Raw genomic sequence first — 26707 nt, 5'->3', positions numbered from 1 at the left:
CTATTGTCGCCAACCCTTCATGCAGACCCTCGCGGCGGGCCTTCCGGGGGCGAGCTAAATGGTTTGCGTCGGCCGGTCAGAGCCCATCGTGCCGCCCAGCGCTTCCTCGATGCGCGCCTTGAGTTGGCGGGACTTGTCGTCCGACGGAAAGCGGATGCCGACGCCCGGAGCGCGATTGCCGGCCGCGCGAGCCGGAGTGATCCACGCCACCTTGCCCGCGACCGGATAGCGCTGCGGATCTTCAGGCAATGTCAGCAGCACGTACACGTCATCGCCGAGCCGGTACTCGCGCGCCGTGGGAATGAAGATGCCGCCTTCGGCGAACAAGGGAATGTAGGCCGCATACAGCGCCCCCTTTTCCTTGATGGCCAACTGGATCACGCTGGGCCGGGGCGAATTGGCGGCTGGGGATGCGGTGGTGGTGTTCATGGGCGAGGTGGCGCCGAGTTTAGGGTGCTTCGGGCTTCGCTTACAAGCGCCTCCAACATGAGTCCCGCATTGAAGGGATGCTCGGCGGTGCGCGCCGCGGCTGCGAGCGACTTCGACCAGCGGGCCAGCGCACGGCTGGAGGGCGGCTTCGGCAGGTCCGCCGGATCGAAGAAGCGTGGCGCGGCGCCCTGCCCCACGGCCATCAGGTCGTGGCAGAGCTTTTGCAGGGCGTCGATGGCCTGGCTCGGTGCGTGGCCGGACAAGGCGGCGACCTCGCCCTTGGCCATGGCGTTGGGCAGCACGGACCAGGCTTTCGGCGAACCACCGTTGCGTGCCTGGCGCAATGCGTCGCTGGGCCTGCCGCCGGCCGCGCGCAGCAATGCGCCGGCGTCGGCTGCGGGTACGCCTTGCGCCACCAGCCAGTCCTGCGCCTGCCCGGACGCCGGCCAGGGCAAGGTGTAGCCGATGCAACGGCTTCGGATGGTGGGCAGCAGTTGCCACGCCGCCTCGCTGGCCAGCACGAAGCGCACGTCGCCCACCGGCTCTTCCAGGGTCTTGAGCAGCGCATTGGCCGTGATCGCATTCATGCGCTCGGCCGGGTACACCAGCACCACCTTGCCGCGGCCGCGCGCACTGGTGCGCTGCGCAAAGCCGACCGCATCGCGCATCGCCTCCACGCGGATTTCCTTGCTCGGCTTGCGCTTCTTGTCGTCGATGTCGGCCTGGGACTTCTCATCGAGCGGCCAGCCCAGGTCCATCATCGCGACCTCGGGCATGAGCACGCACAGGTCGGCATGCGTGCGGACTTCGATGGCATGGCAACTGCCGCAATGGCCGCAGGCGCCTTGCGCGGTGGGCTGCTCGCAGAGCCAGGTGCTGGCCAGGGCCAGCGCGAGATCGTATTGGCCGAGGCCAGAGGGGCCTTGCAGCAGCCAGGCATGGCCGCGCTGGCGCAGCAGTTCGGCCAACGGTGCGTGCAGCCAGGGCAAGAGCGTGCTCATGGCGAAACCTCCGCGCTGTGCGCTGCGGGGGGGGCTTGCCGGGGGCAGACCATCGCCGTGCTCATGCCAGTCCCCGTGCTCGAAGCGTAGCCTCGATCTGCTGCCAGACCTGCTCGCGCGGGCAGTCGGCGTCGATGCGCGCGAAGCGCGGCGCGGCTGCGGCCCGGTCGGCATAGCCCTGGGCGACGCGACGGAAGAACTCGACGGGCTGGGCCTCGAACTTGTCGGGCAGACGCGCGCCGGCGAGGCGTTCGGCCGCGATCTCGGGCGGGAGGTCGAACCACAGCGTGAGGCCGGGTTGCAGCAGTGCATCCGAATGCGCCGGATCGGCCTGGACCCAGCGCTCCAGCATGCCGAGCACGCCGAGGTCGAAGCCGCGGCCGGCGCCCTGGTACGCAAAGGTGGCGTCGGTGAAGCGGTCGCAGAGGACCACGTCGCCTCGCTGCAGGGCGGGCACGATGACCTGCAAGACATGCTCGCGCCGGGCCGCGAACACGAGCAGGGACTCGGTCAGCGGGTTCATGGCCTCGTTCAGCACCAGCGTGCGCAGGGTCTCGCCGAGCGGCGTGCCGCCGGGTTCGCGGGTACGGGTGACGGTGCGGCCCTGGCTGCGGAACAGCGCCTCGAGCGCGTCGATGTGGCTCGACTTGCCGGCGCCGTCGATGCCTTCGAGTGAAAGAAACAGCCCCGTGGCCACGCTCATTGTCGATTCCGTTGATAGCGGTTCACCGCGTTGTTGTGCTCGTCGAGCGAATTGCTGAATTGACTGGTGCCGTCACCGCGCGAGACGAAATAGAGCGACTTGCCCTGCGCCGGTTGCACGGCCGCGAGCAAGGCGGCCTTGCCGGGCATGGCGATGGGGGTCGGCGGCAGGCCGTTCCGGGTGTAGGTGTTCCAGGGCGTGTCGGTCTGCAGATCCTTCTTGCGGAGGTTGCCGTCGAAGCGCGTGCCGAGGCCGTAGATGACGGTAGGGTCGGTCTGCAACGGCATGCCGGCGCGCAGGCGGTTGACGAAGACCGAGGCGATCTGTGCCCGCTCATTGGCCTTGCCTGTCTCCTTTTCGACAATGCTGGCCAGGATCAAGGCCTCATCGGCCGACTTCAGCGGCAGGTCGGAGGACCGTGCGGCCCAGGCGGCGGCGAGCTTGCGGTCCATCGCGCGCATGGCGCGCTGCAGCAAGACGGTGTCGGTGGAGTTCTTGGAGTAGGTGTAGGTATCCGGGAAGAAGCGGCCTTCCGGATGCTGGCCGGGGCGGCCGAGCTTTTCCATCAGGGCCTCATCGCTCAGGGCGGCGGTTTCCTGCTTCAACTGGTCGGCCTTCGCCAGCGCGGCGCGCACCTGCCGGAAGTTCCAGCCTTCGACCAGCACGACGCTGCGTGTCGCCTCCTCGCCGCGCACCAGTACGTTGAGCAGGAGTTGCGGGGTCACGCCCGGCTCCAGTTCATAGCTGCCGGCACGCATCTGCCGGGATTGCCCGGACACGCGGAACCACCAGTAGAGGAGTCTTGGCTGCACGTCGACGCCCGCGTCGGCCACGGCCTGGGCAATGCCGCGCGGCGTGGTGCCGGGTTCGATCGACAGGTCCAGCGAGGGCGCCGACATCTTCAATGGCTGGTGGACCCACCAGAGCCCCCAGGCACCCACGGCAAGCGCCGCCAAGGCACCCAGCAGGAAAACAGTCAGGAAAAATCGTCGCACGGAGCAGGATATGAGAGTGGGTAGCGCTTGGCCCTGCGAACTGAACGGATGCGGGCCGGCCATGATAATTCAGCGATGAACCCCGTTGTGCTCAATGGCATCGCTGCCCTCCCCCACCTCGGCGTGATCCGCGCCGAAGGCCCTGACGCCGCCTCCTTCCTCCACGGCCAACTCACCCAGGATTTCTCCCTGCTCGACGGCTCGCAAGCCCGCCTGGCTGCGCTTTGCACCGCCAAGGGCCGCATGATCGCCAGCTTCATCGGCATCCGGCCGCAGGCGGAAACGATCCTGCTGGTGTGCAGCCGCGACATCCTCGCCGCCACGCTCAAGCGCCTGTCGATGTACGTGCTGCGCGCCAAGGCGAAGCTCACCGATGCCAGCGCGGATTTCGCGCTGTATGGTGTGGCCGGCTCCGCGCTCGCCGGCAACGGCATCGACGCGTCTGCCGCGCCCGGTGTGCGCAGCATGGTCGGGGAAGCCAGCGTGGTTTCGCTCTATCCGGCCGATGGCATTCCGCGCGCCTTGTGGATCGCGCCCGTCGGTGCGCCTGCGCCCACGGGCGATGAGATGGATGCCAGCCTCTGGCAATGGAGCGAGGTGCGCAGCGGCATCGCGACATTGACGACGCCGGTGCTCGATGCCTTCGTGCCGCAGATGCTGAACTACGAATCGGTGGGCGGCGTGAACTTCAAGAAGGGCTGCTACCCCGGCCAGGAAATCGTGGCGCGCAGCCAGTTCCGCGGCACGCTGAAGCGCCGTGCCTATGTGGTGCGTGCGGATGCGCCGGTCACGCCCGGCGAGGAAGTCTTCGCGGCCAACGATGCGGAGCAGCCGGCCGGCACCGTGGTGCAATCGGCCGCGTCGCCGTCGGGCGAATGGTCGGCCATCATCTCGATGCAGATCGCTGCGCTGGAAGCGGGTGGGCTGCGTGCCGGTGGGCCCGAGGGCGTGGCGCTGACGGTCGATCCCCTGCCCTACCCCCTGCTCGCGGATATCTGACCGCCCACGAAAAAGCGGCTCCTGCGCGCAAACGCAGGAGCCGCTTTTCATTCACCAGACCCGAGGGTCAGGCGACGATCACTTCCACTTCCAGCCGATGCCGGCGTTGACGCCCACATCCTTGCCGGTCGTCGCGACACCGACGCCCCAGGACATCTTGCCGTCCTTGGCCATCTCCTTGAAGTTGACCGCCACGGCCGAGTAGCCCTTGTAGCTGCCCACGCCCACGCCCAGTGCCTTGTCGCCCGCTTCCATGGTCGGCATGTAGGTGCCGGACATCGCGAAGCCCATGGCCACGCCCGAGTAGGCACCCTTCTGCAGATCGGCCACCTGGCCCTGGATCTGACCGACTTGCGATTGCAGCGCGTTGACCTGGCCGGCGACCTGGCCGACGTCACCACTCACGGCCTTCAGCTGCGCCACGTTGGCGGCGTCGCTGTCTTCCGAGCCGGCGGCCACGCCGGTGATCTGGCGCGTCTGGCCATTGCCACCCACGGACATTGCACCTTGCGTGCTGGTCGTGGCGGCGACGGCAGCCTTCTGCTCGTCGGTCGCGGTCTTCGACACGTAGCCGGCGACGCCAGCATCACGCGTTGCCACCGAACCCGAGCCGACTGCCACACCGCCGTTGACCTGCACCACCGCGCCGAAGCCAATGGCCGTGCCTTGCGACACGGAGGCGTTACGGCTCTGCGAAGTGCCGCCAGCGTCCGCCTGGTCGCCGATCGCCACGCCGCCGTTGCCGGAGCGGGCAAAGGCGCCGATGGCTTGGGAGCCGGTGGCCTGCGCGCCGGTGCCGATGGCGATGGCGTTGGTGCCGGTGGCTTGCGCGTTCTGGCCCATCGCCACGGCGCTGGTGCCGCTGGCCACGGCCTGCGGGCCGATGGCGGTCGAGTTGGCGCCGGTGGCCTTCGAATCGTCCTGCGACGAGTTCGTGTGGAAGTACTTCGTGCCGTTCTGGTTGATGCTGTTCAGTGCATCGCCCACGTTGTTGACGGTCGAGGTCGTGCCGTCCGCATTGCTGACGGTGTAGGTCGGTGCCGACCAGCTGCCGGTGGAAGCGTCATAGCTCGAGCCGCCGCCGAGGCCGGCCGCAGCGCCCTTGCCGACGTTCGACAGGTTGCTGTTCGTCTTGTCCGCAGCGTCCTTGATCACCGACACCGAGGTCGACAGCGAAGCCACGCCAGCCGTGGCTGCGTTGCCCAGGCTGTCCACGCTGGTCGACAGCGAAGCCAGGCCGCCTTCGAGGCCGTCGACGCGGTTGGTCACGTTGTCGACGCGGCCCGACAGGTTGCCGAGGCCGGTGGACAGGCTGCCCACGTCGCTTTGCAGGCCGCTGATGCTGCCCGCCGTCGAGGTCGACAGCGAAGCCAGGCTGTCGCCCAGGTTGCTCAGGCCGGTCGAGGTGGAGCTCGACAGCGAGCTCACCGTGTTCGTCAGGTTGCCCACGTCCGTGGTCAGCGAGCCGAGGTTGGCGCCCGTCTTGTCGAGGTTGTCGGCCACCTGGTACAGCTGGCTGCCGTTGATGGCGTCCGTGCTGTTGGCGCTCATCTGGCCGGCGGCCACGTTCTGCACCTGGCGTTCCGCGTCCTTGGCACCCACGCTGAAGGCGCCCACCGGCGCGCTGCCGGCGAAGTTGTTGTATGTGGTGCCGCCCACCGTCACGCTGTTCACGACCGTGACCTTGCCAGCCTGGGAACCGGCGCCGATGGCGACCGAGTTGTTGAAGCCGGCGATCGCGTTCGGGCCGATAGCCACGCTGTCCGTGCCGATGGCCTGGCTGTCCGCGCCGCTCGAGTTGGCGTGGAAGTACTTCGTGCCCTTGGTGTTGATGCTGTCGAGCGCATCGCCCACGTTGTCGGCCTGGCTGGTCGAGCCGTCGGCGTTGTAGACCGTGTACGACGGGGCGCTGATCTTGCCCGTGGCCGGGTCGAACTTGGCGCCGCCGCCGAGGCCGGCCGCTGCCGAGTCACCCAGGTTGGTGCCCTTGGCTTGCAGGTCGCTGATGCTGTTCGCGGTCGAGGTCGACAGCGAACCGATGCTGGCCGACGTGGAGGTCGACAGCGAGCTCAGGCCGTTGGCCGTCGAGGTCGACAGGCTGCCGATGCTCGAAGCGGTGGACGTGGACAGCGAGTCGAGGCTGCTGTTGACGTTGGCGAAGCCGGTCGACGTGGAGGTCGACAGCGAGCCGACGCTGGCGTTGACCGCATCCAGGCTGGTCGACATCGAGGTCGACAGCGAGCCGAGGTCGCCGCTGGCCTTGTCGAGGTTGGCCGCCACTTGATAGAGCTGGCTGCCGTTGATGGCGTCCGTGCTCGTCGCCGTCACTTGGCCAGCGGCCACGTTCTGCACCTGGCGTTCCGCGCCCTTGGCGCCGACGCTGAAGCTGCCTGCGGGCGTCGCACCGGCGAAGCCGCCGAAGGTCGAGGCGCCCACCTTGGCGCTGTTCACGGCCACGGCTGCGGAGGTCTTGGCACCGGAGCCGATCGCGACCGAGCCGGCGTCCGCGGCGACGGCGTTCGGGCCGATGGCGACGCTTTCCGCGCCGAGGGCCTGGCTGTCCGCGCCGTTGGAGTTGGCATGGAAGTACTTCGTGCCCTTGGTGTTGATGCTGTCGAGCGCGTCGCCGACGTTGTTCACCGTGCTGGTCGAGCCGTCGGCGTTGTACGTCGTGTACGACGGTGCGCTGATCTTGCCGGTGGCCGCGTCGTATGCCGCGCCGCCGCCGAGGGCTGCCGCCGTGGATTGACCCTGGTTGTCGCTCGACACCTGCAGGCTGCTGATGCCGGTCGAGAGGCCCGCACCCATGTTGGCGAAGCCGGTCGAGGTCGAGGTCGAGAGCGACGACAGGTCGCTGGCCAAGTTGCCCAAACCGACCGAGGTCGAGGACGACAGGCTGCCGATGCTGGAAGCCGTGGCGGTCGAGAGCGAGCTCAGGCCGCTGAAGGCGGTGTTCAGGCCGGTCGACGTGGAGGTCGACAGCGAGGCGATGCCAACGCTGTTCTGGTCCGTGACCTTGGCGACCTGGAACAGCTGGCTGCCGTTGACGGCGTCCGTGCTGGCAGCCGACAGGCGGCCCGCCGCGACGTTGTGGATCTGGCGCTCGGCACCGGCAGCGCCGACGCTGAAGCTGCCCACCGGCGCGCCGCCGGCGAAGGAGCCGAAGTCCGTGGTGCCGACCTTCACGCTGGTCTCGCCCACGGCTGCCGAGGTCTTCGCGCCCTGGCCGATGGCGACCGAATTGTCATGCGACGCCACGGCGTTCGGGCCGATGGCCACGCTGTCGGCGCCCGTCACGACGCTGTCCGCCGCCGTCGAGTTGGCGTGGAAGTACTTGGTGCCCTTGGTGCTGATATTGTCGAGCGCATCACCGACGTTGTTCACCGTGCTGGTCGAGCCATCGGCGTTGTACGTCTTGTACGACGGTGCGTTGATCGCGCCGGTTGCGGCGTCGTAGCTGGCGCCACCGCCGAGTGCGGCTGCGGTCGTCTCGCCTTGCTTGTCAGCCGAGGTTTGCAGTGCGCTCACGCCGGTCGACAGGCCCGCGCTGAGGTTGTCGAAGCTGGTCGAGGTCGAGGTCGACAGCGAGGCGATGTTGGACGCGGTCGAGGTCGAGAGCGAGTCGATGCGGCTGTTGGCATTGCCGAGGCCGGTCGAGGTCGAGGTCGACAGGCTGCCGATCTGCGAAGCGGTCGAGGTCGACAGCGAGTTGAGGTTGCTGTTGGTCGTGGACAGGCCCGTCGACGTCGAGGTCGAGAGCGAGTCGAGGCCCACGCGGTTCTGGTCGACGACCTTGGCCACCTGGAAGAGCTGGCTGCCGTTGACGGCGTCCGTGCTGGCGGCCGTGATGCGGCCGGCGGCGACGTTCTGCACCTGGCGTTCGACACCGGCATCGCCGACGCTGAAGCTGCCCGTGGGCACGGCACCGGCGAAGGAGCCGAAGCTGGTCGAGCCGACCGTGGCCGTCGGTGCGTTCACCGCGGCTTGCGTCTGCGAGGCCGAGCCGATGGCGACCGAGCGGTCATGCGAAGCCACCGCGTTCGGGCCGATGGCAACGCTCTCCGCGCCGGAGGCCACGCTGTCCGCGCCGGTCGAGTTGGCGTGGAAGTACTTGATGCCGTTCTTGTTGATGGCAGCGAAGGCGTCGCCCACGTTGTTCACCGAGCCGGTCGTGCCGTCGGCGTTGTACGTGGTGTAGGCCGGGGCGCTGATCTTGCCCGTGGCGGCGTCATAGGTCGAGCCGCCGCCGAGGTTGGCCGCTGCGGCATTGCCGAGCGTGTCGGTCTTGGCATTCTGGTTGGCAACGCTGGTCGAGAGCGAGGCCGTGCCGGCGCCGGCGTTGGCGAAACCGGTCGACGTCGAGGTCGACAGCGAGGCGATGTCGGCAGCCGTCGAGGTCGACAGGCTGTTGATGTTCGACGCGGTCGAGGTGGACAGCGAGTTGAGCTTGCTGTCGGCATTGGCGAAGCCGGTAGACGTCGAGGTCGACAGCGAGTTGATCTTGCTGTCGGCGTTGGCGAAGCCCGTCGAGGTGGAAGTCGAGAGCGACTTGATACCATCGGCCGTCGAGGTCGACAGCGAGTTGATCTTGCTGTCGGCGCTGGCCAGGCCGGCCGAGGTGGAGGTGGACAGCGAGTCGAGCTTGCTGTCGGCGTTGGCGAAGCCGGTCGACGTCGAGGTCGAGAGCGAGTTCAGCTTGCTGTCGGCATTGGCCAGGCCTGCCGACGTGGAGGTCGACAGCGAGTCAAGGCCGTCCGCCGTCGAGGTGGAGAGCGAGCTGAGGCCGTCGGCCGTGGAGGTCGAGAGCGAGTTCAGGTTGTTGTTGGTGACATCGACCTGCTTGGCCACGCTGTGGAGCTGGCTGCCGTTGACGGCATCCGTGCTGGTCGCGGAGACGCGGCCGGCGGCGACGTTCTGGATCTGGCGTTCCGAGCCCACGTCGCCCACGCTGACGACGCCTTGCGGGCTGCTGCCTGCGAAGTTGCCGAAGGTCGTGTCGCCCACCTTGGCGCTGGCCGTCGGCGTGCCGTAGCCGTCCGTCTTGGAGCCGTTGCCGATGGCGACCGAGTTGTCGCCGGCCTGCGATTGGTAGCCGATGGCCACGCCCAGCTTGCTGGCCGTCGCTTCGCCGCCGATCGCGACCGCATCGCGGCCCGTGGTCGTGCTGTCCGCGCCGGTCGAGCTGGCGTGGAAATACTTGATGCCGTTGGCATTGATGCTGGCGAGCGCATCGCCGACGTTGCTGGCCGTGCCGGTCGTGCCGTCGGCGTTGTAGGTGGTGTATGAAGGAGCGCTGATGGCACCCGTCGACGAGTCATACGAAGCGCCGCCGCCGAGGCCGGCCGCTGCCGTCTGGCCGAGCGTGGTGGTCGTTGCCTTCAGGTCATTCAGGTCGCCGGACATCGAGCCCTGGAGGTTGGCGAACGCGGTCGACGTGGAGGTCGACAGCGAGCCCACGCTGTTGGCGACATTGGCCAGGCCAGTCGAGGTCGAGCTCGACAGCGAGCCGATGCTGGACGCCGTGGCGGTCGACAGCGAGCCCAGGTTGCTGTTGGTGTCGGCCAGGCCGGTCGAGAGCGAGTTCAGCTTGTTGTCGGCGTTGGCAAAGCCCGTGGAGGTCGAGGTCGAGAGCGAGTTGAGCTTGCTGTCGGCATTGGCCAGGCCGGTCGAGGTCGAGCTCGACAGCGACGCGATGCCGGTCGACAGGCTGCTGTTGCTGGTGCTCAGCTGGGCGACCGTCACCGCATCTTGCGGGGCCGCGCCGTCGCCGACGTTGGTGATGCGACGCGTCACGCCGGCACCGCCCACCGAGACTTCGGCAGCAGGCGCGGCCGAGTTCGTCATGTAGCCCGTGGTCGTCGGCGAACCGGCTGCGGTCACCGAGCCCGAGCCCAGCGCAACGCTGGCATCGCTCAACGCCCGGGCGCTTTGGCCCAACGCAACGCCGGCCCAGCCCGAGGCCTGGGCGTCCCAGCCCGCCGCGATGGCGCGGTCGCTGGAGGCCACGGCACGGCCACCGAGGGCAATCGCGGATTGGCCGGTCGACTGCGCACCATAGTTGCCCGCGGCGTCACTGCCCATGGCGAAGGCACCGTTGGCGCTCGCCACTGCGCCCTGGCCGATGGCAACGGCGTTGCTGCCGGTAGCCACCGAGTCCGTGCCGTTTGAATTCGCGTGGAAGTACTTGATGCCCTTGTTGTTGATGTTGTCGATTGCCGAGCCAACGCTGGTGGCCGTCGCGGTCGTGCCGTTGGCGTTGTAGGTCGTGTAGGCAGGTGCGGAGATCGCGCCGGTCGCGACGTCGTAGGTCGAGCCGCCACCCAGCGCTGCAGCCGCCGTCTGGCCGAGCTTGTCGGTTTCGGTGTTGAGCGCAGTCACGCTGCTGTTCAGTGCGCCGACCGACGTGGACACCGAGTTCACGCTCGTCGTCAGGTTGCTGTTGGACGTCGACAGCGAGTTGATGCTGTTCGTATAGCCGCCCACCGTCGTCGACAGCGAGTTGAAGCCGGTCGACAGGCTGCCCGTCAGCGTCTGCATGTTGCCCACGCTGGTCGACATCGAGTTGTTGGAGGCCGTCAGGGTCGACACGCTGGTCGAGGTGCCGGTCGACAGCGAGCTGAACGCCGTCTGGATGCCGTTGAGCTGCGAGCCGTTGACCGCGTCCGTGCTGGTCGACGAGATGACGCCGGCCGCGACGTTCTGGATCTGGCGCTCGGCGCCGGCCTGGCCGACGCTCACGACGCCGGCTGCCGTGCTGGCAATGCCCGCTGCCGTGGCGCCCATCAGCGTGGTGTTGCCGGTGTGCACGCCCGACGTCGTCGAACCCGTGCCCAGTGCCAAGTCATTGAGATTGTTGGCCTTGGCATTGACACCGATGGCGGTGCCATTGGCCTGCGCAGCGCTCGAGCCGTAGCCGATCGCAACGCCGTTGGTGTTGTTGGCCGTCGCGCCCGGGCCGAGGGCCATCGAGTAGTCACCCGTGGCCATCGTGCCGGCAGAACCGGCGTTGCCGCCGATGGCGACGGCATTCTTGCCGGTCGCTACCGCCTGGTCGCCGATCGCGACTTGCGAGCCAGCGCCCGAGGCATTGGCTGCGTTGCCGATCGCCACCGGAGAAGAACCCGCGGTGGTCGTGCCGTTGGCCTTGGCACCCGAACCAATCGCAACGCCTGCGTAGAACGCGGGCGACGAGATGTTCGTGTTGGTGGCTTGTGCGTTCAGGCCCATGGCCATCGCGTTGTTGTTCGCGCTGGCGCCCTGGCCCTGGGCGATGGCGGAGCCCGTGCCGCTCGTCACGGCGTTGAGGCCGAAGGCGATGGAACCGCCGCCCGTGGCGACTGCACCGTTGCCGGCCGCGAGGCTGTCGCTGCCGCTGGCGACCGACGATTGGCCGATGGCCACGCTGTTGGAACCCGTCGCCTTGCTGTCCGTGCCGCTGCTGTTGGCGTGGAAGTACTTGATGCCCTTCGAATTGACGTTGTTGATGGCCGCGCCGACGCTGTTCGCCGTGGCGGTGGTGCCGTCGGCGTTGTACGTCGTGTAAGCAGGCGCGCTCACGGTATTGGTTGCCGCGCTGTAGGTCGCGCCGCCGCCCAGGTCGTTGGCGATCGACTGGCCCAGCGTCGAGCTGCTGGTGCTCAGCTGGGACACCGTGACCGCGTCCGTTGCCGCTGCGCCGTCGGCGATGTTGGTGAGACGGCGGGTGGATCCCGCCGAGCCGAACGAGGCTTCGCTGGTCGGTGCGGCCTGGTTGGTCAGGTAGCCGGTGGTGGTCGGCGCAGCCGTGCCGGTGGCGCTGTTGTAGCCGATGGCCACGCTGTTGTCGTAGCGGCTCCAGGCATAGAGACCGAGGGCGGTCGAATTCTTGCCGGCAGCCACTGCGGCCGGACCCACCGAAGTGGCATTCTGTGCCGCCTGCGTGGTCACACCGATGGCGATGCTCGACCCCGCGGAGACGGAGCCGGCACCGATCGCGAGCGCCGACCCACCCTGAGCCTGCGAGTTGTAGCCCATGGCCACCGTGTTCTGGCCCTGCGCCTGGGAGCCCTGGCCGAGTGCGAACGAAGCGCCGCCACTCGCGGTGGCAGCGGTTCCGATCGCAACGGCGTCAGCGCCGGTCGCGACGGAGTCCCCACCCGTGCTGTTGGCGTGGAAGTACTTGATGCCCTTCGAATTGACGTTGTTGATGGCCGCGCCGACGCTGTTCGCCGTGGCGGTTGTGCCGTCGGCGTTGTACGTCGTGTAGGCGGGCGCGCTCACGGTGTTGGTTGCCGCGCTGTAGGTCGATCCGCCGCCCAGGTCGTTGGCGATCGACTGGCCGAGGGTCGTGTTGCTGGTGCTCAATTGCGACACCGTCACCGCATCCTGTTGCGCCGCGCCGTCCGCCACGTTGGTGATGCGGCGCAGTTGGCCCGAGTTGCCCACGGACACCTCGCTGGTCGGCGCCGCCGTCTTGGTCAGGTAGCCCTGGCCCGTCGGCGCCGCGCTGCCGGTGGCGCTGTTGTTGCCGATCGCCACGCTGTCCGCATAGAGCGCGCTGGTTCTCGGACCGATGGCGGTCGCGCTGGTGCCTTGCGCTTTCGCGGACCAGCCCAACGAAGCCGAGAAGTCGCCCACGCTGTTCGAAACGTCGCCCATCGTGATGGAGCCATTGCCTGTCGCAGTCGAGTTCTGACCCAGGGCGACGGAGGCATTGCCTGGCGCGCTGGAGTTGTAGCCGATGGCGACCCCGCCGGAATTCGACCCTGTGACCTTTGCACCTTTACCGATCGCGATGTTGTTGGTATTGGTGGCCTGGGCGCCCGACCCAATCGCGATGCTGTCTCCACCGGAGGCAAGGGCGGCATTGCCAAAAGCGCTGGCCGAGAAGCCTGTCGCTTGCGCAGTGAAGCCGACCGCGGCACTGTAGTTGCCAGACGACGTCGCGCCGTAACCGTAGGCCGCAGACGCATAGCCCGATGCCACGCTGTCGTTACCGGCTGCCGTTGTGTACTCGGCAGTGGCCCGCGCATTGAGACCAAAGGCCGATGACTGGTTGCCAAGCGCCTGGCTGTTCGTGCCGACTGCCGTGGCGAAAATGCCCTTGGCGAAGGAGTTGTCCCCGAACGCTATCGATTCTGAGCCCCAGGCGGCCGCAGGCGCCGCGCAATTGGTGCCCATGGCCATGGAATTCGCGCCGTTCGCAATGGCGCCCGTCGAAGTCATCGTGGTCGTGACGCCATAGGCATTGCTGGTGGAACCCGGTGCGCAAGCAGTGCCGCCATTGCCGATGGCGACGGAATTGGTGCCGTTGGCATTGCCGCCGCCGACCGTGGTGGCGGCCAGGCCGCCCTGGGCAAACATGGCCACCGCGGCACTCAGCACCGAGGTCCGGAAGCTCTTGGACGACACGGCACGCTTGACCGTCGAACGCGCCTTCTTGCCCTGCCCCGACACCACTTCCGAGGCCGCGACCCACGCGCCCAGGGATTCATTCCAGATGCTCTTGTAAACCTTGTTCATGCTCGCTAACTCCAAAAAATGCCGGGTAGAAGATTGCGGGGCAGTCATTCCGACCATGTGACTTGCCGGCTGAATTGCTTCAGCGATTTCGAAATAAAAATCGCTGGCCTTTCAGGTGGCTGGCAACGTTTATTTGCATGTATGTATTGGACCATTTGGGGGTTTTCCCGTATGCCGGGCGCTTCCGAGGGCGGCTGCGGAAACTTCTCACACGGGCGCTGAGATTTCCGACGCGGCTTCCTGTGTTCCGACAGAAATATCGCCATGGCATGGCCTTGGGATCAGGACTTCACGTAAAACCTGCGATGGCAGGATCAGCCGGCATTGCACCGGCGAACGCGAATGAAAAGAATCCCGGGGAAATTCAATTCCCCGGGAAAAGGTCCCTCTCTCGGGCGCCTTTCAAAGGCGCTTCTTACTCACCTCGTCTCCTCCATGTGACAGCTCATGGGATGTATTGGAGCATTCAGGCGAGATTTGGACTGCCAGAACGTTCTGCACGACGCTGCGGAAATTTCTCCAAATCGCCAGGGCGCCGAGGACCATTCAAACCAATTGGAGAAGCAAAAAAAATCCCCGAAAACTCGCGTCTCCGGGGATCAGATTCCTCCCAACCCTCGCCCTCAAGGGGCGCTTCTTCTTGTTCTCACACTTTTTTTGATCCGTGACAGCAGATGGATGTATTGGAGCATTCGGCCTCGTTCGGCGATGCAGGCCGCGTCCCTTCCATCACCCGGAAACTTCCTGGCGATGGCACAGACAATTCGGGCTCTCAGAGCGTGCGCCGCATCTCGATGTGCGCGATGCCGGCTTCCTCGAAGGGCTCGCCGGCCGGCACATACCCGCGGCGGAGGTAGAAGGCCTCGGCGCTGCGCTGCGCGGACAGCGTGATTTCGCGGTCGCCACGCGCCCGGGCCGCGTCTTCCAGCAGTCTCAGCACGGCCGCGCCGTGGCCACCGCCGCGCATGGCGCGATGCACGGCCATCCGACCGATGCGTCCAACGCCCGGCGCTTCGACCACGAGCCGCCCGGTGGCAATGACACGGCCCAGCCGGTTGCGCGCCACGCCATGCACGGCGACGGGGTCCTGCGCGTCCAGTTCCATGTCAAGGGGGACGCGTTGTTCCTCGACGAACACTTCGCGTCGCAATTCACCGGCGCCCTCCCCCAGTTCCGCCCATGTGCCGGCCACGACGTCGAACACCGGCTTGCGGGCTTCGTAATCCGTGAGCAAGGTGCGCAACACGTCAGGCACGGGCTTGGAAGTCTGCGTGGCCGGATCGGCGAAGACATAGACCAGTTCGCACGTCACCAGCAACTCGTCGCCACGGAACAGCGCGCCTTCGAACAGCAGCGACGATGTGCCGATGCGCGCGCAACGCATGGCCACGTCAACCATGTCATCGGCCCGCGCCGAGGCATTGAACTCGACCGTCGCCTTGCGCACGTAGAGGTCGCCACCCATCGCGACCATCGACTCCTCGTAGGGCAGCGCCAGCGCGCGCCAGTAGTCGGCGATCGCGGTGTCGAAGTACATCAGGTAGTGCGCGTTGAACACGATCTTCTGCATGTCGACTTCGGCCCAGCGCACGCGCAGGCGGTGGAAAAAACGGAAATCGCTACGGCGGGGCATCAAGGGTCTCCTGGGATGTGTGTTGGTATTTGCCTGAGGCGGGCGATTCTCCATCGTCGCCACAATCGGCCGCACCACATCGGAGACACCCTTCAAATGCTGAAGAAACTGTTCGTCGCGCTCGCGCTGTTGCTGGCGGTGCTTGCCGCCTACCTGGCCTTGTGGCCGGTGCCTGTCGCGCCCGTGGCCTGGGTGGCGCCCGCCGGTCCCGGCTATGTCGGCCCCTTTGCGGCGAACGACCGGCTGGCCAGCCTCAACATGATCGACCTTGGCGCCGAGGAAGGCCCGGAGCATGTTGCCATCGGCCCGGACGGCCTGCTCTACACCACCGTGGCCAGTGGCAACATCCTGCGCATGCGGCCGGACGGCAAGGCGCAGGAGGTGTTCGTCAACACCGGCGGCCGGGTGCTGGGCTTCGATTTCGACGCGGCGGGCAACCTGGTCGCGGCCGACGCGGTCAAGGGGCTGCTTTCGGTGAGCCCGGCGAAGAAAGTCAGCGTCCTGACCGACAAGGTCGGCGGCGATCCGATCCGCTATGCCGATGCGGTCGTGGTGGCGCGCGGCGCAGGCTCCGGCGGCCGGATTTACTTCAGCGATGCCTCGACGCGCTTTGCGCCGGCGGACTGGGGCGGCACCTTCGAGGCCAGCGTGCTGGACATCATCGAGCAGTCGTCGACTGGCCGCATCCTCGAATACGACCCGGCCACGAAGGCCACACGCATCGTCGTGCGCGGCCTGTCCTTTGCCAACGGGGTGGCGTTGAGCGCCGACGAGAAGAGCCTGTTCGTGGCCGAGACCGGCAAGTACCGCATCTGGAAGATCGACGTGCAGGCGCGCGACCTGGACCTGCGCGCCGGCGCGGTCGCGCAGGCCAGCGTGCTGTTCGACAACCTGCCCGGCTATCCCGACAACCTCATGCGCGGGCTGGACGGCAAGATCTGGGCGGGCCTGGTCAAGCCGCGCAACCCGACCGTCGACAACATGGCCGACAAGCCCTTCCTGCGCGCCGTGTCGATGCGGCTGCCGCGCTCGACCTGGCCGGTGCCCAAGGCGTACGGACACGTCATGGCGTTCACGGAAGACGGCAAGGTGGTGGTGAACATGCAGGACCCGACGGGCGCCTACCCCGAGGCGACGAGCGTGACCGAGACGCCGGACCGGCTCTATGTGCAGAGCCTGCATGCGAAGGGACTGGGTTGGTTGAAGCGGGTGCCGGCGCCCTAACCACCATCCCCACGGCCGGCGGCGCGCTGACCGCCGGCCGTGCCTTCCAGCGGCTTCAGCCAGTCCGACGCAGCCTCGGTCGGCCCCATCGACCGCAGTCGCTCGTCGCGCCACAACTCGGCAGCGGTCTCCTCGAGCACATCAGGATCTACCGTGCGCCAGTGACGTTGCAGGCGGTGGGCGCACGCCGCGATCCAGACGGTGGCGGGCAGTGAATCCATGTCGATACTGTATGCGCATACAGTCATCGTGTCCATGGCCAGCGCATCCTTGTTTGATGTACGCCGAAGTCGGTGCGCCGACGCGATCCACATCGCTGCCGCGAGCGTTGCCCCAAAGGTCAGTTGTCAATCGCTCACCCACTCGCGACCATGGCAGTCCAAGCAAAAAACCACACGGGCTTCCCGGAGTCAGCAGGCGGCACCGGAGCTTCCCGTGCAGGAGGAGCGGATGGATCTGCACGTCAAGACACTTCCAGGCGCCTTCCCGGCGCTGCTCGCGATCGCCTTGTTGGCGGCTTGTTCCGGCAAGGAGCCGGAGAAGCCCCCGGCGCCGGTCGCCGAGGTCTCGGTGCAGGTGGTCAAGGCGCAGGTGGTGCCCGTGACCTTCGACTTCGTCGGCCAGACCGAGAGTTCGCAGCAGGTGGAGATCCGCGCGCGAGTCAATGGCTTCCTGGAAAAGCGCCTCTACAACGAAGGCGCCTTCGTCAAGCCCGGTCAGGTGATGTTCCTGATCGACCCAAAGCCTTTCGAAGCCGATCTCCAGGCCGCCCGCGCCGCGCTCGCGCAGCAGCAGGCCCGGCTCAATACGGCGCGCGCCAACCTCAAGCGCGTGAAGCCGCTGGTGGCCGACAACGCCCTGGCCGCGAAGGACCTGGACGATGCAACCGGCAGCGAGCAGGCCGCCACCGCCGCGGTGGAGGCGGCCGGCGCGAACGTCACCAACGCACAACTCAATCTCAGCTACGCGACGATCTCCTCCCCGGTCGCCGGGCTGTCGTCCTTTGCCAAGGTGCAGAACGGCGCCTACGTCAACGGGCAGAACAGCGTGCTGACCTATGTCGCGAAGCTGGACCCGATGCGCGTCAACTTCAGCCTGTCGGAGAACGAGTCGCTGCGCAAGAAGGACGAGATTGCCAAGGGCCTGCTGACGCGGGCGCCGAACGATGACTACACGGTCGAGCTGCTGCTGGCCGACGGCACGACCTTTCCCGGACGCGGGCGCATCACCTTCGCGGATGCGGCCTTCAGCCAGGAGACGGGCACCTTCCTGCTGCGGGCCGAGATTCCCAATCCCGATGGCGAACTGCGCCCGGGGCAGTTCGTGCGCGTCAGGGTGTACGGCTTCAAGCGGCCCGACGCGATCATCGTGCCGCAGCGCGCCGTGCAGCAGGGGCCGCGTGGCCCGTTCGTCTGGGTGGTGAACGAGGGCAAGGCGGTGCCGCAGCCGGTCGATGCCGGCGACTGGCTCGGTGACCAATGGCTGGTGAGCAGCGGGTTGAAGGACGGGGCGCATGTGGTGGTCGATGGATTCATGCGCCTCGCGCCCGGTGCGCCGGTGAAGACGAAGGAGGTGGCGGCGCCGCCGTTGCCTGTCGCTGCCGTGCAAGTGCCGACGCCATCGGTGCCGACGCCGACGGCAAAGGGTGGGAGCGGGGCTGGGAGTTCCGGCGCAGGCGCTATCGGAAGCGGGCCTGCGGGCGCAGGCACGAGCGCGAGTGCGAGTGCGGCCTCGGGTGCATCCGCGAGTCCGCCCTCCCCTGCGGCATCGCCGGGCACCGCGTCGCAGTCCGCTGCATCGGACGCCGATGCTGTCTTCTTCGATCAGGGCCGAAGCGCCATCGACGCCACGGGACGCGCCCGCCTGCAAGCTGTCGCCGCCACGCTGAAGTCGCAGCCCGGGGCACGCGTTGCGGTGCACGGCTTCGTCGATGCGAGCGGCAATGCCAAGGCGAACGCCAGGCTGGCCAAGGAGCGCGCCCAGGCCGTGCGCGACGCGCTCATCGCCGCCGGCGTGCCCCGCGAGCGCATCGCGATGGAGAAGCCGACAGACATCGTGGGTGGCAAGTCGCCCGCACACGCGCGTCGCGTCGACGTGGTGGTGGCGGGGGCACGATGAAGTTTTCCCACTTCTTCATCGACCGCCCCATCTTCGCGTCCGTCATCTCGATCGTCCTGGTGCTGGCCGGGGCGGTGGCGATGGTGAACCTGCCGATCGCGCAGTTCCCGGACATCACGCCGCCGCAGATCTCAGTTTCGGCCACCTACCCCGGCGCCAGTTCGGAGGTGGTGTCGCAGAACATCGCCGCGCCGATCGAGCAGCAGGTCAACGGCGCCGATCGCATGATGTACATGAACTCCACGTCGAGCTCGACGGGGAACATGACGCTGTCGGTGTACTTCGAGATCGGCACGGACCCGTCGCTGGCGCAGGTGGACGTGCAGAACCGCGTGAACCTCGCGCTGCCGACGCTGCCTTCCGCGGTGAGCAGCCAGGGCGTGTCGGTGGCGAAGAAGTCGCAGGCCTTCATGATGATCGTGGCGATCTATTCGCCGGACAACAGCAACGATCCGACCTACATCGCCAACTACGCGAACATCAACGTGCTGGACGCGATCAAGCGCGTGCCGGGCGCCAACCAGAGCTCGATCTTCGGCTCGCCCGACTACGCGATGCGCCTGTGGCTCAAGCCCGACCGCATGGCCTCGCTGGGCCTCACGGCCACCGACGTGCAGCAGGCCGTGGCCGCGCAGAACCAGCAGTACGCCGCCGGCCGGCTCGGCGCATCGCCGACCGCATCGCCGGTGCAGCAGACCTTTCCGGTCGCCACCTCCGGGCGCATGACCGAGCCCGAGGAATTCGAGAACATCATCCTGCGCGCATCGAACCAGGGCACGGGTGCAATCGTGCGGGTGAAGGACATCGGCCGCGCAGAGCTGGGCGCCAAGGATTATTCGATCCGCTCCAAGTACAACGGCAAGACCGCGACGCTGATCGCCATCTACCAGCAGCCCGGCGCCAATGCGCTGCAGGTGGCGAAAGACGTGCGCAAGCTGCTCGCGGAGATGAAGAAGACCTTCCCGCAGGGCCTTGACTACGACGTTGCGCTGGACACGACGGAGTTCGTGCAGGAGTCGATCAAGGAAGTGGTCCACACCTTCGTCGAGGCCGTGGTGCTGGTGGTGATCGTGGTGTTCATCTTCCTGCAGAGCTTCCGCGCGACGCTGGTGCCGATCCTGGCCGTGCCGGTGTCTATCCTGGGTGCCTTCATCGGCATGACGGCGATGGGCTTCTCGATCAACATGCTCACCTTGTTCGGCATGGTGCTGGCCATCGGCATCGTGGTGGACGATGCGATCGTGGTGGTGGAGAACGTCGAGCGCAACATGGCCGAGTTCCACCTGTCGCCGTCCGACGCGGCCAAGCAGGCGATGGACGAGGTGAGCGGACCGGTGGTGGCCATCGTGCTGGTGCTGTGCGCGGTGTTCATCCCGGTGGCATTTCTCTCGGGCATCACGGGGCAGCTCTACAAGCAGTTCGCGATCACGATCGCGGTGTCGGTGGTGCTGTCGGGCCTGGTGGCGCTGACGCTCTCGCCGGCGCTGGCGGCCATCCTGCTGAAGCCGCACAAGGAAGGGGCGCATGAAAAGAAGGGCTTCTTCGGCTGGTTCAACCGGCAGTTCGAGCGCCTGACCGGCGGTTACGAGCGTTCCGTCCAGCTGGCCATCAAGCGCTTCGCCATCGCGGTGATCCTGATCGTCGGGATCATCGCGATCATGCTGGGCCTGTTCAAGCGCGTGCCCTCGTCCTTCCTTCCGGTGGAGGACCAGGGCTACATCTTCGCGGCGGTGATCATGCCGGATGCGGCGAGCCTCGACCGCACCGAGGCCGTGGCGAATCGCGCGCAGGCCTGGTTCAGCAAGCAACCCGGCGTGAAGTCAGTGGCCAGCGTGCCGGGCTTCAGCCTGATCGACTCGCAGCTCAAGTCGAATGCGGGCGTGCTCTTCGTGTCGCTCAAGGGCTTCGCGGAACGGCAGGCGCCAAGCGACAAGGCCGATGCGCTGATCCACGACGCAGGCCGGGAGTTCGCGGGCTACCAGGACGCGATCCTGGTGCCGGTGAATCCGCCGTCGATCCCGGGGCTCGGCACCACCGGCGGCTTCGAATTCTGGATACAGAGCGAGGGCGATGCCTCGTTGCAACGCGTGGAAGAGGTGACGCGCGACTTCATCGCCAAGTCGCGCACCCGGCCCGAACTGCGCGGCGTGAACTCGACCATCAACACGCGCTCGCGCCAACTCATGGTCGACGTGGACCGCGACAAGGCCGAGAGCCTGGGCGTGCCGGTCGAGGCCGTGTACCAGACGCTGCAGACGTTGTTCGGCTCGCTCTATGTGAGCCAGTTCCCGAAGAACAGCCGCCTGTTCCAGGTGATCCTGCAGGCCGAGCCCACCTACCGTGTCACGCCCGACGACCTGCAGAACATGTACGTGCGCAACCGCAGCGGGCAGATGGTGCCGCTGATTGCGCTGGCGAAGACGCGCTACGTGGCGGGCGCGGACATCGTCACGCGCTTCAACAACTTCACGGCCGCCAAGATCACGGGCGACGCGGCCGTGGGCTACAGCTCGGGGCAGGCGCTCGATGCGATGGAGGCTCTGGCGCGGGAAGTGTTGCCGGCCGGCTTTACCTACGCATGGTCGGGGCAGTCGTATGAAGAGCGCAAGGCGGGCTCGACCGCAGGGCTGGTGTTTGGCTTTGCGCTGGTGATGGTGTTCCTGATCCTGGCGGCGCAGTACGAGAAATGGACGCTGCCGATCGGCGTGCTGCTCGCGGTGCCCTTCGCGCTGTTCGGCGCCATCTCGGCGATCTGGATGCGGGGCATCCAGAACGACGTGTACTTCCAGATCGGGCTGACGGTGCTGATCGCGCTGGCCGCGAAGAACGCGATCCTGATTTTCGAGTTCGCGATCGAGCAGCGTCACAAGGGCATGTCGCCCTATGACGCTGCGGTGAGCGCCGCACGGCTGCGCCTGCGGCCGATCGTCATGACCTCGCTGGCTTTCATCCTCGGCTGCATTCCACTGGCGATCGCGAGCGGCGCCTCGGCCGCGAGCCGGCAGTCGCTGGGCACCGGCGTCATCGGCGGCATGCTGGGCGCGACGGTGATCGCCATCTTCTTCATCCCGATGTTCTTCTGGGCCTTCGAGACGATGAGCGCGCGCTTCGGCAAGAAGAAGCATCCGGCCGCTGGGGCCGATGACAAGGACGTGTCCGATGCGCCGCATTGAACGCGCTGCGCCGCTGCTGGCGATCCTGCTCGCGGGCTGCATGCTCGGGCCGGACTACAAGCGCCCTGCCCTCGATGTGCCCACGCAGTTCCGCGGCACAGCGTTGCAGGCCAGCAGCCCGACCGCCGCCGACACGGCCTGGTGGCAGCAGTTCGGTGACACGCAGCTCGATGCGTTGGTGACAGAGGGCCTGCGCAACAACGACGACTTGGTCGCGGCGGCTGCGCGCGTCGACCAGTTCTACGGCGCACTCGGCACGACACGCGCCGCACTCTTTCCGCAGTTGGCCGCGGACGCGGCGGGCAGCCGCAGCCGCGCGAGCGAACGCACGATCACGGGGGCGCCAACGATCAATCCCTACAACAGCCTGCAGGCGACTTTGCTGGCCAGTTGGGAGATCGACCTGTTCGGCCGTACCCGCCGGCTCACCGAGGCCGCCACCGCGGACCTGCAGGCCAGCGAGGCCTTCCGTCGCGGGGCCGTGCTGTCCTTCGTGGCGGCAGTGGTCAGCGGCTACGTGCACCTGCTCGACCTCGACCGCGAACTGGAGATCACGCGCGAGACACTGCGCATTCGGCAGGACGCGCTGACCCTGTTCGAAAAGCGCTTCAAGGGCGGCGTCGTGTCCGAGGTCGAAGTGAGCCAGGCGCGCTCCGAGTACGCGACGGCCTTGCGCAACATCCCGGTGCTGGAGCAGAACATCGCGATCCAGGAGAACGCACTTTCGGTGCTGGTCGGGCGCAACCCCGGGCCCATTGCGCGCGGCACCATCAACGCGTTGACCGCCCCGCCCGTGCCGGCCGGCCTGCCTTCCGACCTGCTCGACCGCCGCCCCGACATCCTGCAGGCCGAGCAAGCCATGGTCGCGGCCAATGCGCGCATCGGCGCCGCGAAGGCCGCGTACTTCCCGACCATCTCCCTCACCGGCGCATTCGGGCAGTCGAGCCGAACGCTGTCGGACCTGTGGGGCGGCCCCGCGCGCATCTGGAACTACGGCGCGGACCTGAGCGTGCCGATCTTCACCGCCGGCGCCATCGCGGGCCAGGTGCGCAGCGCCGAGGCGGCCCAGCGCGAGTCGCTGGCGCAGTACCGCAAGGCCGTGCAATCCGCCTTCGGCGAGACCGAGAACGCGCTCTCCGGCATCAGCACCAGCCGGCAGGCACTCGATGCACAGAAGCAGGTCGTGAGTTCGCTCGATCGCTACCTGCGCCTCGCATGGCGGCGCTATGAGGGCGGCTACACCAGCTACCTGGAAGTGACGGACGCCGAGCGCAATCTCTTCACCGCACGCCTGCAACTCGCGCAATCGGAAGCGGATGTGCTGTTGCAGAACGTGGCGCTCTACAAGTCTCTCGGCGGCGGCTGGGTGGGGTTGGCCGACCAAGGCGCACCGCAGCCGGATGGGCGGGTTCTGTCGCAGTCGGCGACGGAGAAGTGAGGCGCACCGGCAGCCGCAGAGCGGGGACGCCGATGACTTTGATCAGATCAACTCGGCAATCGCCTTCCCCATCTCCACCGTCGTCGCCTTGCCGCCCAGGTCGCCGGTGCGCGGCCCATCCTTGAGCACCTGCTCAATCGCCTTGAGGATCGCGTCATGTGCTTCCTTCTGGCCTAGGAAGTCGAGCATCAACGCGCCCGACCAGATCATCGCGATCGGGTTGGCGATGCCCTTGCCGTAGATGTCCGGCGCCGAGCCGTGCACCGGCTCGAAGAGTGACGGGAACTTGCGCTCCGGGTTCAGGTTGGCCGAGGGCGCCAGGCCAATCGTGCCGGTGCAGGCCGGCCCCAGGTCCGACAGGATGTCGCCGAACAGGTTGCTCGCCACCACCACGTCGAAGCGCTGCGGTTGCAGCACGAAGCGCGCGGTCAGGATGTCGATGTGCTGCTTGTCGATCTTGACCTGCGGATAGTCCTGGCCGACCGCATCCGCGCGGCTGTCCCACCACGGCATGCTGATGGCGATGCCGTTGCTCTTGGTGGCCACGGTCAGGTGCTTGCGTTCGCGCGACTGCGCCAGGTCGAAGGCGTACTTGAGCACACGGTCCGCGCCGAAGCGGCTGAACACGGATTCCTGGATCACGATCTCGCGCTCGGTCCCCGGGTACATGATGCCGCCGAGATTCGTGTACTCGCCTTCGGTGTTCTCGCGCACGATGTAGAAGTCAATGTCGCCTGCCTTGCGCCCGGCCAGTGGACAGGGCACGCCTTCGAACAGGCGCGCGGGGCGCAGGTTGATGTACTGGTCGAACTCGCGGCGGAACTTGAGCAGCGAGCCCCACAGCGACACGTGGTCGGGCACCGTGTCCGGCCAGCCGACGGCGCCGAAGTAGATCGCGTCCTGGGTTTGAAGCTGCGCCTTCCAGTCGGCCGGCATCATGTCGCCGTGCTTCTGGTAGTAGTCGCAGCTGGCCCATTCGATGTCGGTGAATCGCAGGTCGAAGCCGAAGCGGCTTGCGGCCTTCTCGAGCACGCGGTGGCCCTCGGGCATCACTTCCTTGCCGATGCCATCGCCGGGGATGCTGGCGATCTTCAATGTCTTCTTGTTCGTGGTGGCCATGGTGGTTTGTTCCGTTTTGAAAGTGTTCAGTAGGCTGCGGCGCCGGCCGCGCTCATGGCGCTTTCGGTGCCCAGGCCGAAGTCATTCGCGAGGCGGCGTGCGCCCTGGACCATCAAGGTGATGTCGATGCCCACCGCGACGAAGGTGGCGCCCAAGTCCAGATAGTGGCGTGCCAGCTTGGCGTCGGCGGTGAGCGTGCCGGCAGCCTTTCCGCTGGCGACGATGGTGCGGATGGCGTTATCGATGGCGGCCTGCACCTCCGGATGGCCGGGCGCGCCGCGGTGCCCCATTGAAGCGGCCAGGTCAGCCGGTCCGATGAACACCCCATCCACGCCATCGACCGCGCAGATCGCTTCCAGGTTGGCCATCGCGGTGCGCGTCTCCGCCTGCACCAGCAGGCAGATCTCGTCATTCGCGGCGCCGAGGTAGTCGCGCCGCGCGCCCCAACGAGACGCACGTGCCACCGCGGCACCGACACCGCGAATGCCTTCGGGCGGATAGCGCGTCGCGGCTACGAGGGCACGCGCCTGTTCGGCCGTGTCGACCATCGGGACGAGCAGGTTCTGCACGCCGATGTCGAGCAACTGCTTGACCAGCGCGGTGTCGCCCGTGACCGCGCGGACCACCGGTTGTGCCGGATAGGCGGCCACGGCTTGCAATTGGGCCAGCGTGCTGCGCACGTCATTGGGCGCATGCTCGCCGTCGATCAGCAGCCACTGGAATCCGGCCGTGGCACAGGCCTCCGCCGCATAGGGATCGGCCAGCGAGAGCCAGAGGCCGACCAGCGCCTGCTTGTCGGCGAGCGCGTGCTTGAAGGGGTTGTTCATGGTGTGCGCGTCCACGTCAATCGAGTTGGCCCTGGCACACGTACTTCGTGTGCAGGTAGTCGTCGAGGCCATGCGTCGAGCCCTCGCGGCCATAGCCGGACTCCTTCACACCGCCAAAGGGTGCAGCCTCGGCCGCCAGCGCGCCTTCGTTGATGCCGACGATGCCGGACTCCAGCGCGTCGGCCACGCGCCAGACGCGACGAATGTCGTTGGAATAGAAGTAGGCGGCCAGGCCGAAAGGCGTGTCGTTGGCCGCTGCGATGACTTCGTCCTCGGTGTCGAAGCGCGTGAGCGGCGCCACGGGGCCGAAGGTTTCCTCGCTGGCGCAGGCCATGGTGCTGTCAGCACCGACGAGCACCGTGGGCGCGAAGTACTGCGGGCCGAGTTCCGGCAAGCGCCCTCCTCCGGCCAGCACCTTGGCGCCGCGTGCGACGGCGTCCTCTACGTGGCGCTCGATCTTGTCGACAGCACGCGCATTGATCATCGGCCCGATCTGCGACGACGCCTCGGTGGCCGGTCCGACCTTGAGCGCCTTGACGCGTGCGGCCAGTTTCTCGGCGAACACGTCATGCACCTTGGCCTGCACGAACACACGATTGGGACAGACGCAGGTCTGGCCGCCATTGCGGAACTTGGCCGCCATCAGGCCATCGACGGCCGCATCCAGGTCCGCATCCTCGAAGACGATGAAAGGCGCGTTGCCGCCAAGCTCCAGCGACAGCTTCTTGAGCGTGTCGGCCGAGCGCCGCGCCAGGTGCTTGCCCACCGGCGTCGAGCCGGTGAAGGTGATCTTGCGCACGCGCGAGTCGTCGAGCCAGGCATGGACCACCTCGGGCGTCTTGTCGCGCGAGGCCGTGACGATGTTGAGCACGCCCGGCGGCACGCCGGCCTCCTCGGCCAGGCGCACGAGCGCCAGCGAGGTCAGCGGCGTGTCCTCGGCCGGCTTGCAGACCACGGTGCAGCCGGCGGCCAGGGCAGGCGCGATCTTGCGGGCGATCATCGCGGCCGGGAAGTTCCAGGGCGTGATGGCCGCGATGACGCCGACCGGTTCCTTGACGGCAAACATGCGCCGGCCCGCGACGGGAGCCGGGATGATCTCGCCGTTCATGCGGGTCGCTTCCTCCGCGAACCATTCGATGTAGCTGGCCGCGTAGGCGATCTCGCCCTTTCCTTCGGCCAGCGGCTTGCCCTGCTCCATCGACACGAGAGTACCCAGGTCGTCCTGGTGCGCCATCACGAGATCGTTCCAGCGCTTGATGATCTGGGCGCGCTGCTTGGCCGGGACCTTGCGCCAAGTGGCGAAGGCCGCGTGCGCGGCATCGGCCGCTTCATGAGCCTCCGCGGCGCCGGAGTCGGGCACGCGAGTGATCAGCGCGCCGGTGGCCGGATCAGTGACCTCGAAGGTGCTGCCGCTGGCTTCGCGCCACGCGCCCGCGATGTAGTTCTGGCTGCGCAGCAGCTCGGCTCGTTGAAGGGTCAGAGGCATGAAATTTCTTCTTGTGGAATGGGTGATGGGCTCGTGATGGCGTGCGTCCTCCGACGCATCC

15 protein-coding genes are annotated in these 26707 nt (G+C 67.3%); 5 read left to right on the top strand and 10 right to left on the bottom strand.

All coding sequences use genetic code 11. The features are described from left to right. Nucleotides 1-54: 54 nt before the first annotated feature. The 4 genes from WKW79_RS01480 to mltG all read right to left on the bottom strand — a co-directional run bounded on the left by WKW79_RS01480 (nucleotide 55) and on the right by mltG (nucleotide 3128). On the bottom strand, nucleotides 55-429 hold the full coding sequence (locus WKW79_RS01480; RefSeq protein ID WP_340333320.1) for a PilZ domain-containing protein: 375 nt from the start codon (nucleotides 427-429) through the stop codon (nucleotides 55-57). Continuing rightward, complete coding sequence (locus WKW79_RS01475; RefSeq protein WP_340333319.1) at nucleotides 426-1430, bottom strand: DNA polymerase III subunit delta'; 1005 nt, start codon at nucleotides 1428-1430, stop codon at nucleotides 426-428. The genes WKW79_RS01480 and WKW79_RS01475 overlap by 4 nt, the downstream gene beginning before the upstream one ends. Nucleotides 1431-1491: 61 nt before the next feature. Beyond that, complete coding sequence (gene tmk / locus WKW79_RS01470) at nucleotides 1492-2133, bottom strand: dTMP kinase (RefSeq protein WP_340333318.1); 642 nt, start codon at nucleotides 2131-2133, stop codon at nucleotides 1492-1494. Continuing rightward, nucleotides 2130-3128, bottom strand: coding sequence for an endolytic transglycosylase MltG (gene mltG, locus WKW79_RS01465; protein WP_340333317.1), 999 nt, complete (start codon nucleotides 3126-3128; stop codon nucleotides 2130-2132). The genes tmk and mltG overlap by 4 nt, the downstream gene beginning before the upstream one ends. A 75-nt stretch (nucleotides 3129-3203) precedes the next feature. Here mltG and ygfZ point away from each other — a divergent pair, with 75 nt between their 5' ends. Beyond that, complete coding sequence (ygfZ, locus tag WKW79_RS01460; RefSeq protein WP_340333316.1) at nucleotides 3204-4127, top strand: CAF17-like 4Fe-4S cluster assembly/insertion protein YgfZ; 924 nt, start codon at nucleotides 3204-3206, stop codon at nucleotides 4125-4127. A 78-nt stretch (nucleotides 4128-4205) separates the two neighbouring features. Here ygfZ and WKW79_RS01455 read toward each other — a convergent pair whose 3' ends face one another. Both WKW79_RS01455 and WKW79_RS01450 read right to left on the bottom strand, forming a co-directional pair. Then, the gene (locus WKW79_RS01455) at nucleotides 4206-13628 is read right to left on the bottom strand and encodes an ESPR-type extended signal peptide-containing protein (RefSeq protein ID WP_340333315.1); all 9423 of its coding nucleotides are present in this window, start codon (nucleotides 13626-13628) and stop codon (nucleotides 4206-4208) included. 772 nt (nucleotides 13629-14400) lie between these two features. After that, entirely contained in the window at nucleotides 14401-15261 is an 861-nt protein-coding gene (locus WKW79_RS01450) for a YbgC/FadM family acyl-CoA thioesterase (RefSeq protein ID WP_340333314.1), read from the bottom strand. Nucleotides 15262-15357: 96 nt separating this feature from the next. On the opposite strand from WKW79_RS01450, the gene WKW79_RS01445 reads away from it, so the two are divergent. After that, a complete protein-coding gene (locus WKW79_RS01445) occupies nucleotides 15358-16485 on the top strand; it encodes an SMP-30/gluconolactonase/LRE family protein (RefSeq protein ID WP_340333313.1) in 1128 nt (375 codons plus the stop codon). Here WKW79_RS01445 and WKW79_RS01440 read toward each other — a convergent pair. Further along, nucleotides 16482-16742, bottom strand: a complete 261-nt coding sequence (locus tag WKW79_RS01440; protein ID WP_340333312.1) for a hypothetical protein — start codon at nucleotides 16740-16742, stop codon at nucleotides 16482-16484. The two genes, WKW79_RS01445 and WKW79_RS01440, sit on opposite strands and share 4 nt — an antisense overlap. Before the next feature lie 193 nt (nucleotides 16743-16935). Here WKW79_RS01440 and WKW79_RS01435 point away from each other — a divergent pair, with 193 nt between their 5' ends. From WKW79_RS01435 to WKW79_RS01425, 3 genes are read left to right on the top strand one after another with little or no spacing between them, the layout of a single operon-like run. Beyond that, nucleotides 16936-18603: an efflux RND transporter periplasmic adaptor subunit gene (locus WKW79_RS01435; RefSeq protein WP_340333311.1), complete on the top strand. Its 1668-nt coding sequence runs from the start codon at nucleotides 16936-16938 to the stop codon at nucleotides 18601-18603. Continuing rightward, on the top strand, nucleotides 18600-21776 hold the full coding sequence (locus WKW79_RS01430) for an efflux RND transporter permease subunit (protein ID WP_340333310.1): 3177 nt from the start codon (nucleotides 18600-18602) through the stop codon (nucleotides 21774-21776). The genes WKW79_RS01435 and WKW79_RS01430 overlap by 4 nt, the downstream gene beginning before the upstream one ends. Next, entirely contained in the window at nucleotides 21763-23214 is a 1452-nt protein-coding gene (locus WKW79_RS01425) for an efflux transporter outer membrane subunit (RefSeq protein WP_340333309.1), read from the top strand. The genes WKW79_RS01430 and WKW79_RS01425 overlap by 14 nt, the downstream gene beginning before the upstream one ends. 42 nt (nucleotides 23215-23256) lie before the next feature. Here WKW79_RS01425 and WKW79_RS01420 read toward each other — a convergent pair whose 3' ends face one another. Genes WKW79_RS01420 through WKW79_RS01410 form a run of 3 tightly spaced genes read right to left on the bottom strand, consistent with a single transcriptional unit; the run spans nucleotide 23257 to nucleotide 26646 of the window. Continuing rightward, nucleotides 23257-24333, bottom strand: a complete 1077-nt coding sequence (locus WKW79_RS01420) for a tartrate dehydrogenase (RefSeq protein ID WP_340333308.1) — start codon at nucleotides 24331-24333, stop codon at nucleotides 23257-23259. Nucleotides 24334-24359: 26 nt separating this feature from the next. Further along, on the bottom strand, nucleotides 24360-25160 hold the full coding sequence (hpaI, locus tag WKW79_RS01415; protein WP_340333307.1) for a 4-hydroxy-2-oxoheptanedioate aldolase: 801 nt from the start codon (nucleotides 25158-25160) through the stop codon (nucleotides 24360-24362). A 16-nt stretch (nucleotides 25161-25176) separates the two neighbouring features. Further along, nucleotides 25177-26646: an NAD-dependent succinate-semialdehyde dehydrogenase gene (locus WKW79_RS01410; RefSeq protein WP_340333306.1), complete on the bottom strand. Its 1470-nt coding sequence runs from the start codon at nucleotides 26644-26646 to the stop codon at nucleotides 25177-25179. Nucleotides 26647-26707: the final 61 nt, after the last annotated feature.

It is taken from the genome of Variovorax robiniae (genome assembly GCF_037889955.1).
Lineage (GTDB): Bacteria > Pseudomonadota > Gammaproteobacteria > Burkholderiales > Burkholderiaceae_C > Variovorax > Variovorax robiniae.
Note: the sequence above shows the minus strand (reverse complement) of the source record. Positions and strands in the feature narration are given on the sequence as shown.

What these genes read in the sequence shown, in the direction of transcription:
- WKW79_RS01430 (WP_340333310.1), top strand. Translation starts at nt 18,600, where the DNA reads ATGAAGTTTTCCCACTTCTTCATCGACCGCCCCATCTTCGCGTCCGTC.
- WKW79_RS01435 (WP_340333311.1), top strand. Translation starts at nt 16,936, where the DNA reads ATGGATCTGCACGTCAAGACACTTCCAGGCGCCTTCCCGGCGCTGCTC.
- WKW79_RS01440 (WP_340333312.1), bottom strand. Translation starts at nt 16,742, where the DNA reads ATGGACACGATGACTGTATGCGCATACAGTATCGACATGGATTCACTG.
- WKW79_RS01425 (WP_340333309.1), top strand. Translation starts at nt 21,763, where the DNA reads ATGCGCCGCATTGAACGCGCTGCGCCGCTGCTGGCGATCCTGCTCGCG.
- hpaI (WP_340333307.1), bottom strand. Translation starts at nt 25,160, where the DNA reads ATGAACAACCCCTTCAAGCACGCGCTCGCCGACAAGCAGGCGCTGGTC.
- ygfZ (WP_340333316.1), top strand. Translation starts at nt 3,204, where the DNA reads ATGAACCCCGTTGTGCTCAATGGCATCGCTGCCCTCCCCCACCTCGGC.
- tmk (WP_340333318.1), bottom strand. Translation starts at nt 2,133, where the DNA reads ATGAGCGTGGCCACGGGGCTGTTTCTTTCACTCGAAGGCATCGACGGC.
- WKW79_RS01480 (WP_340333320.1), bottom strand. Translation starts at nt 429, where the DNA reads ATGAACACCACCACCGCATCCCCAGCCGCCAATTCGCCCCGGCCCAGC.
- WKW79_RS01475 (WP_340333319.1), bottom strand. Translation starts at nt 1,430, where the DNA reads ATGAGCACGCTCTTGCCCTGGCTGCACGCACCGTTGGCCGAACTGCTG.
- WKW79_RS01455 (WP_340333315.1), bottom strand. Translation starts at nt 13,628, where the DNA reads ATGAACAAGGTTTACAAGAGCATCTGGAATGAATCCCTGGGCGCGTGG.
- WKW79_RS01445 (WP_340333313.1), top strand. Translation starts at nt 15,358, where the DNA reads ATGCTGAAGAAACTGTTCGTCGCGCTCGCGCTGTTGCTGGCGGTGCTT.
- WKW79_RS01410 (WP_340333306.1), bottom strand. Translation starts at nt 26,646, where the DNA reads ATGCCTCTGACCCTTCAACGAGCCGAGCTGCTGCGCAGCCAGAACTAC.
- WKW79_RS01420 (WP_340333308.1), bottom strand. Translation starts at nt 24,333, where the DNA reads ATGGCCACCACGAACAAGAAGACATTGAAGATCGCCAGCATCCCCGGC.
- WKW79_RS01450 (WP_340333314.1), bottom strand. Translation starts at nt 15,261, where the DNA reads ATGCCCCGCCGTAGCGATTTCCGTTTTTTCCACCGCCTGCGCGTGCGC.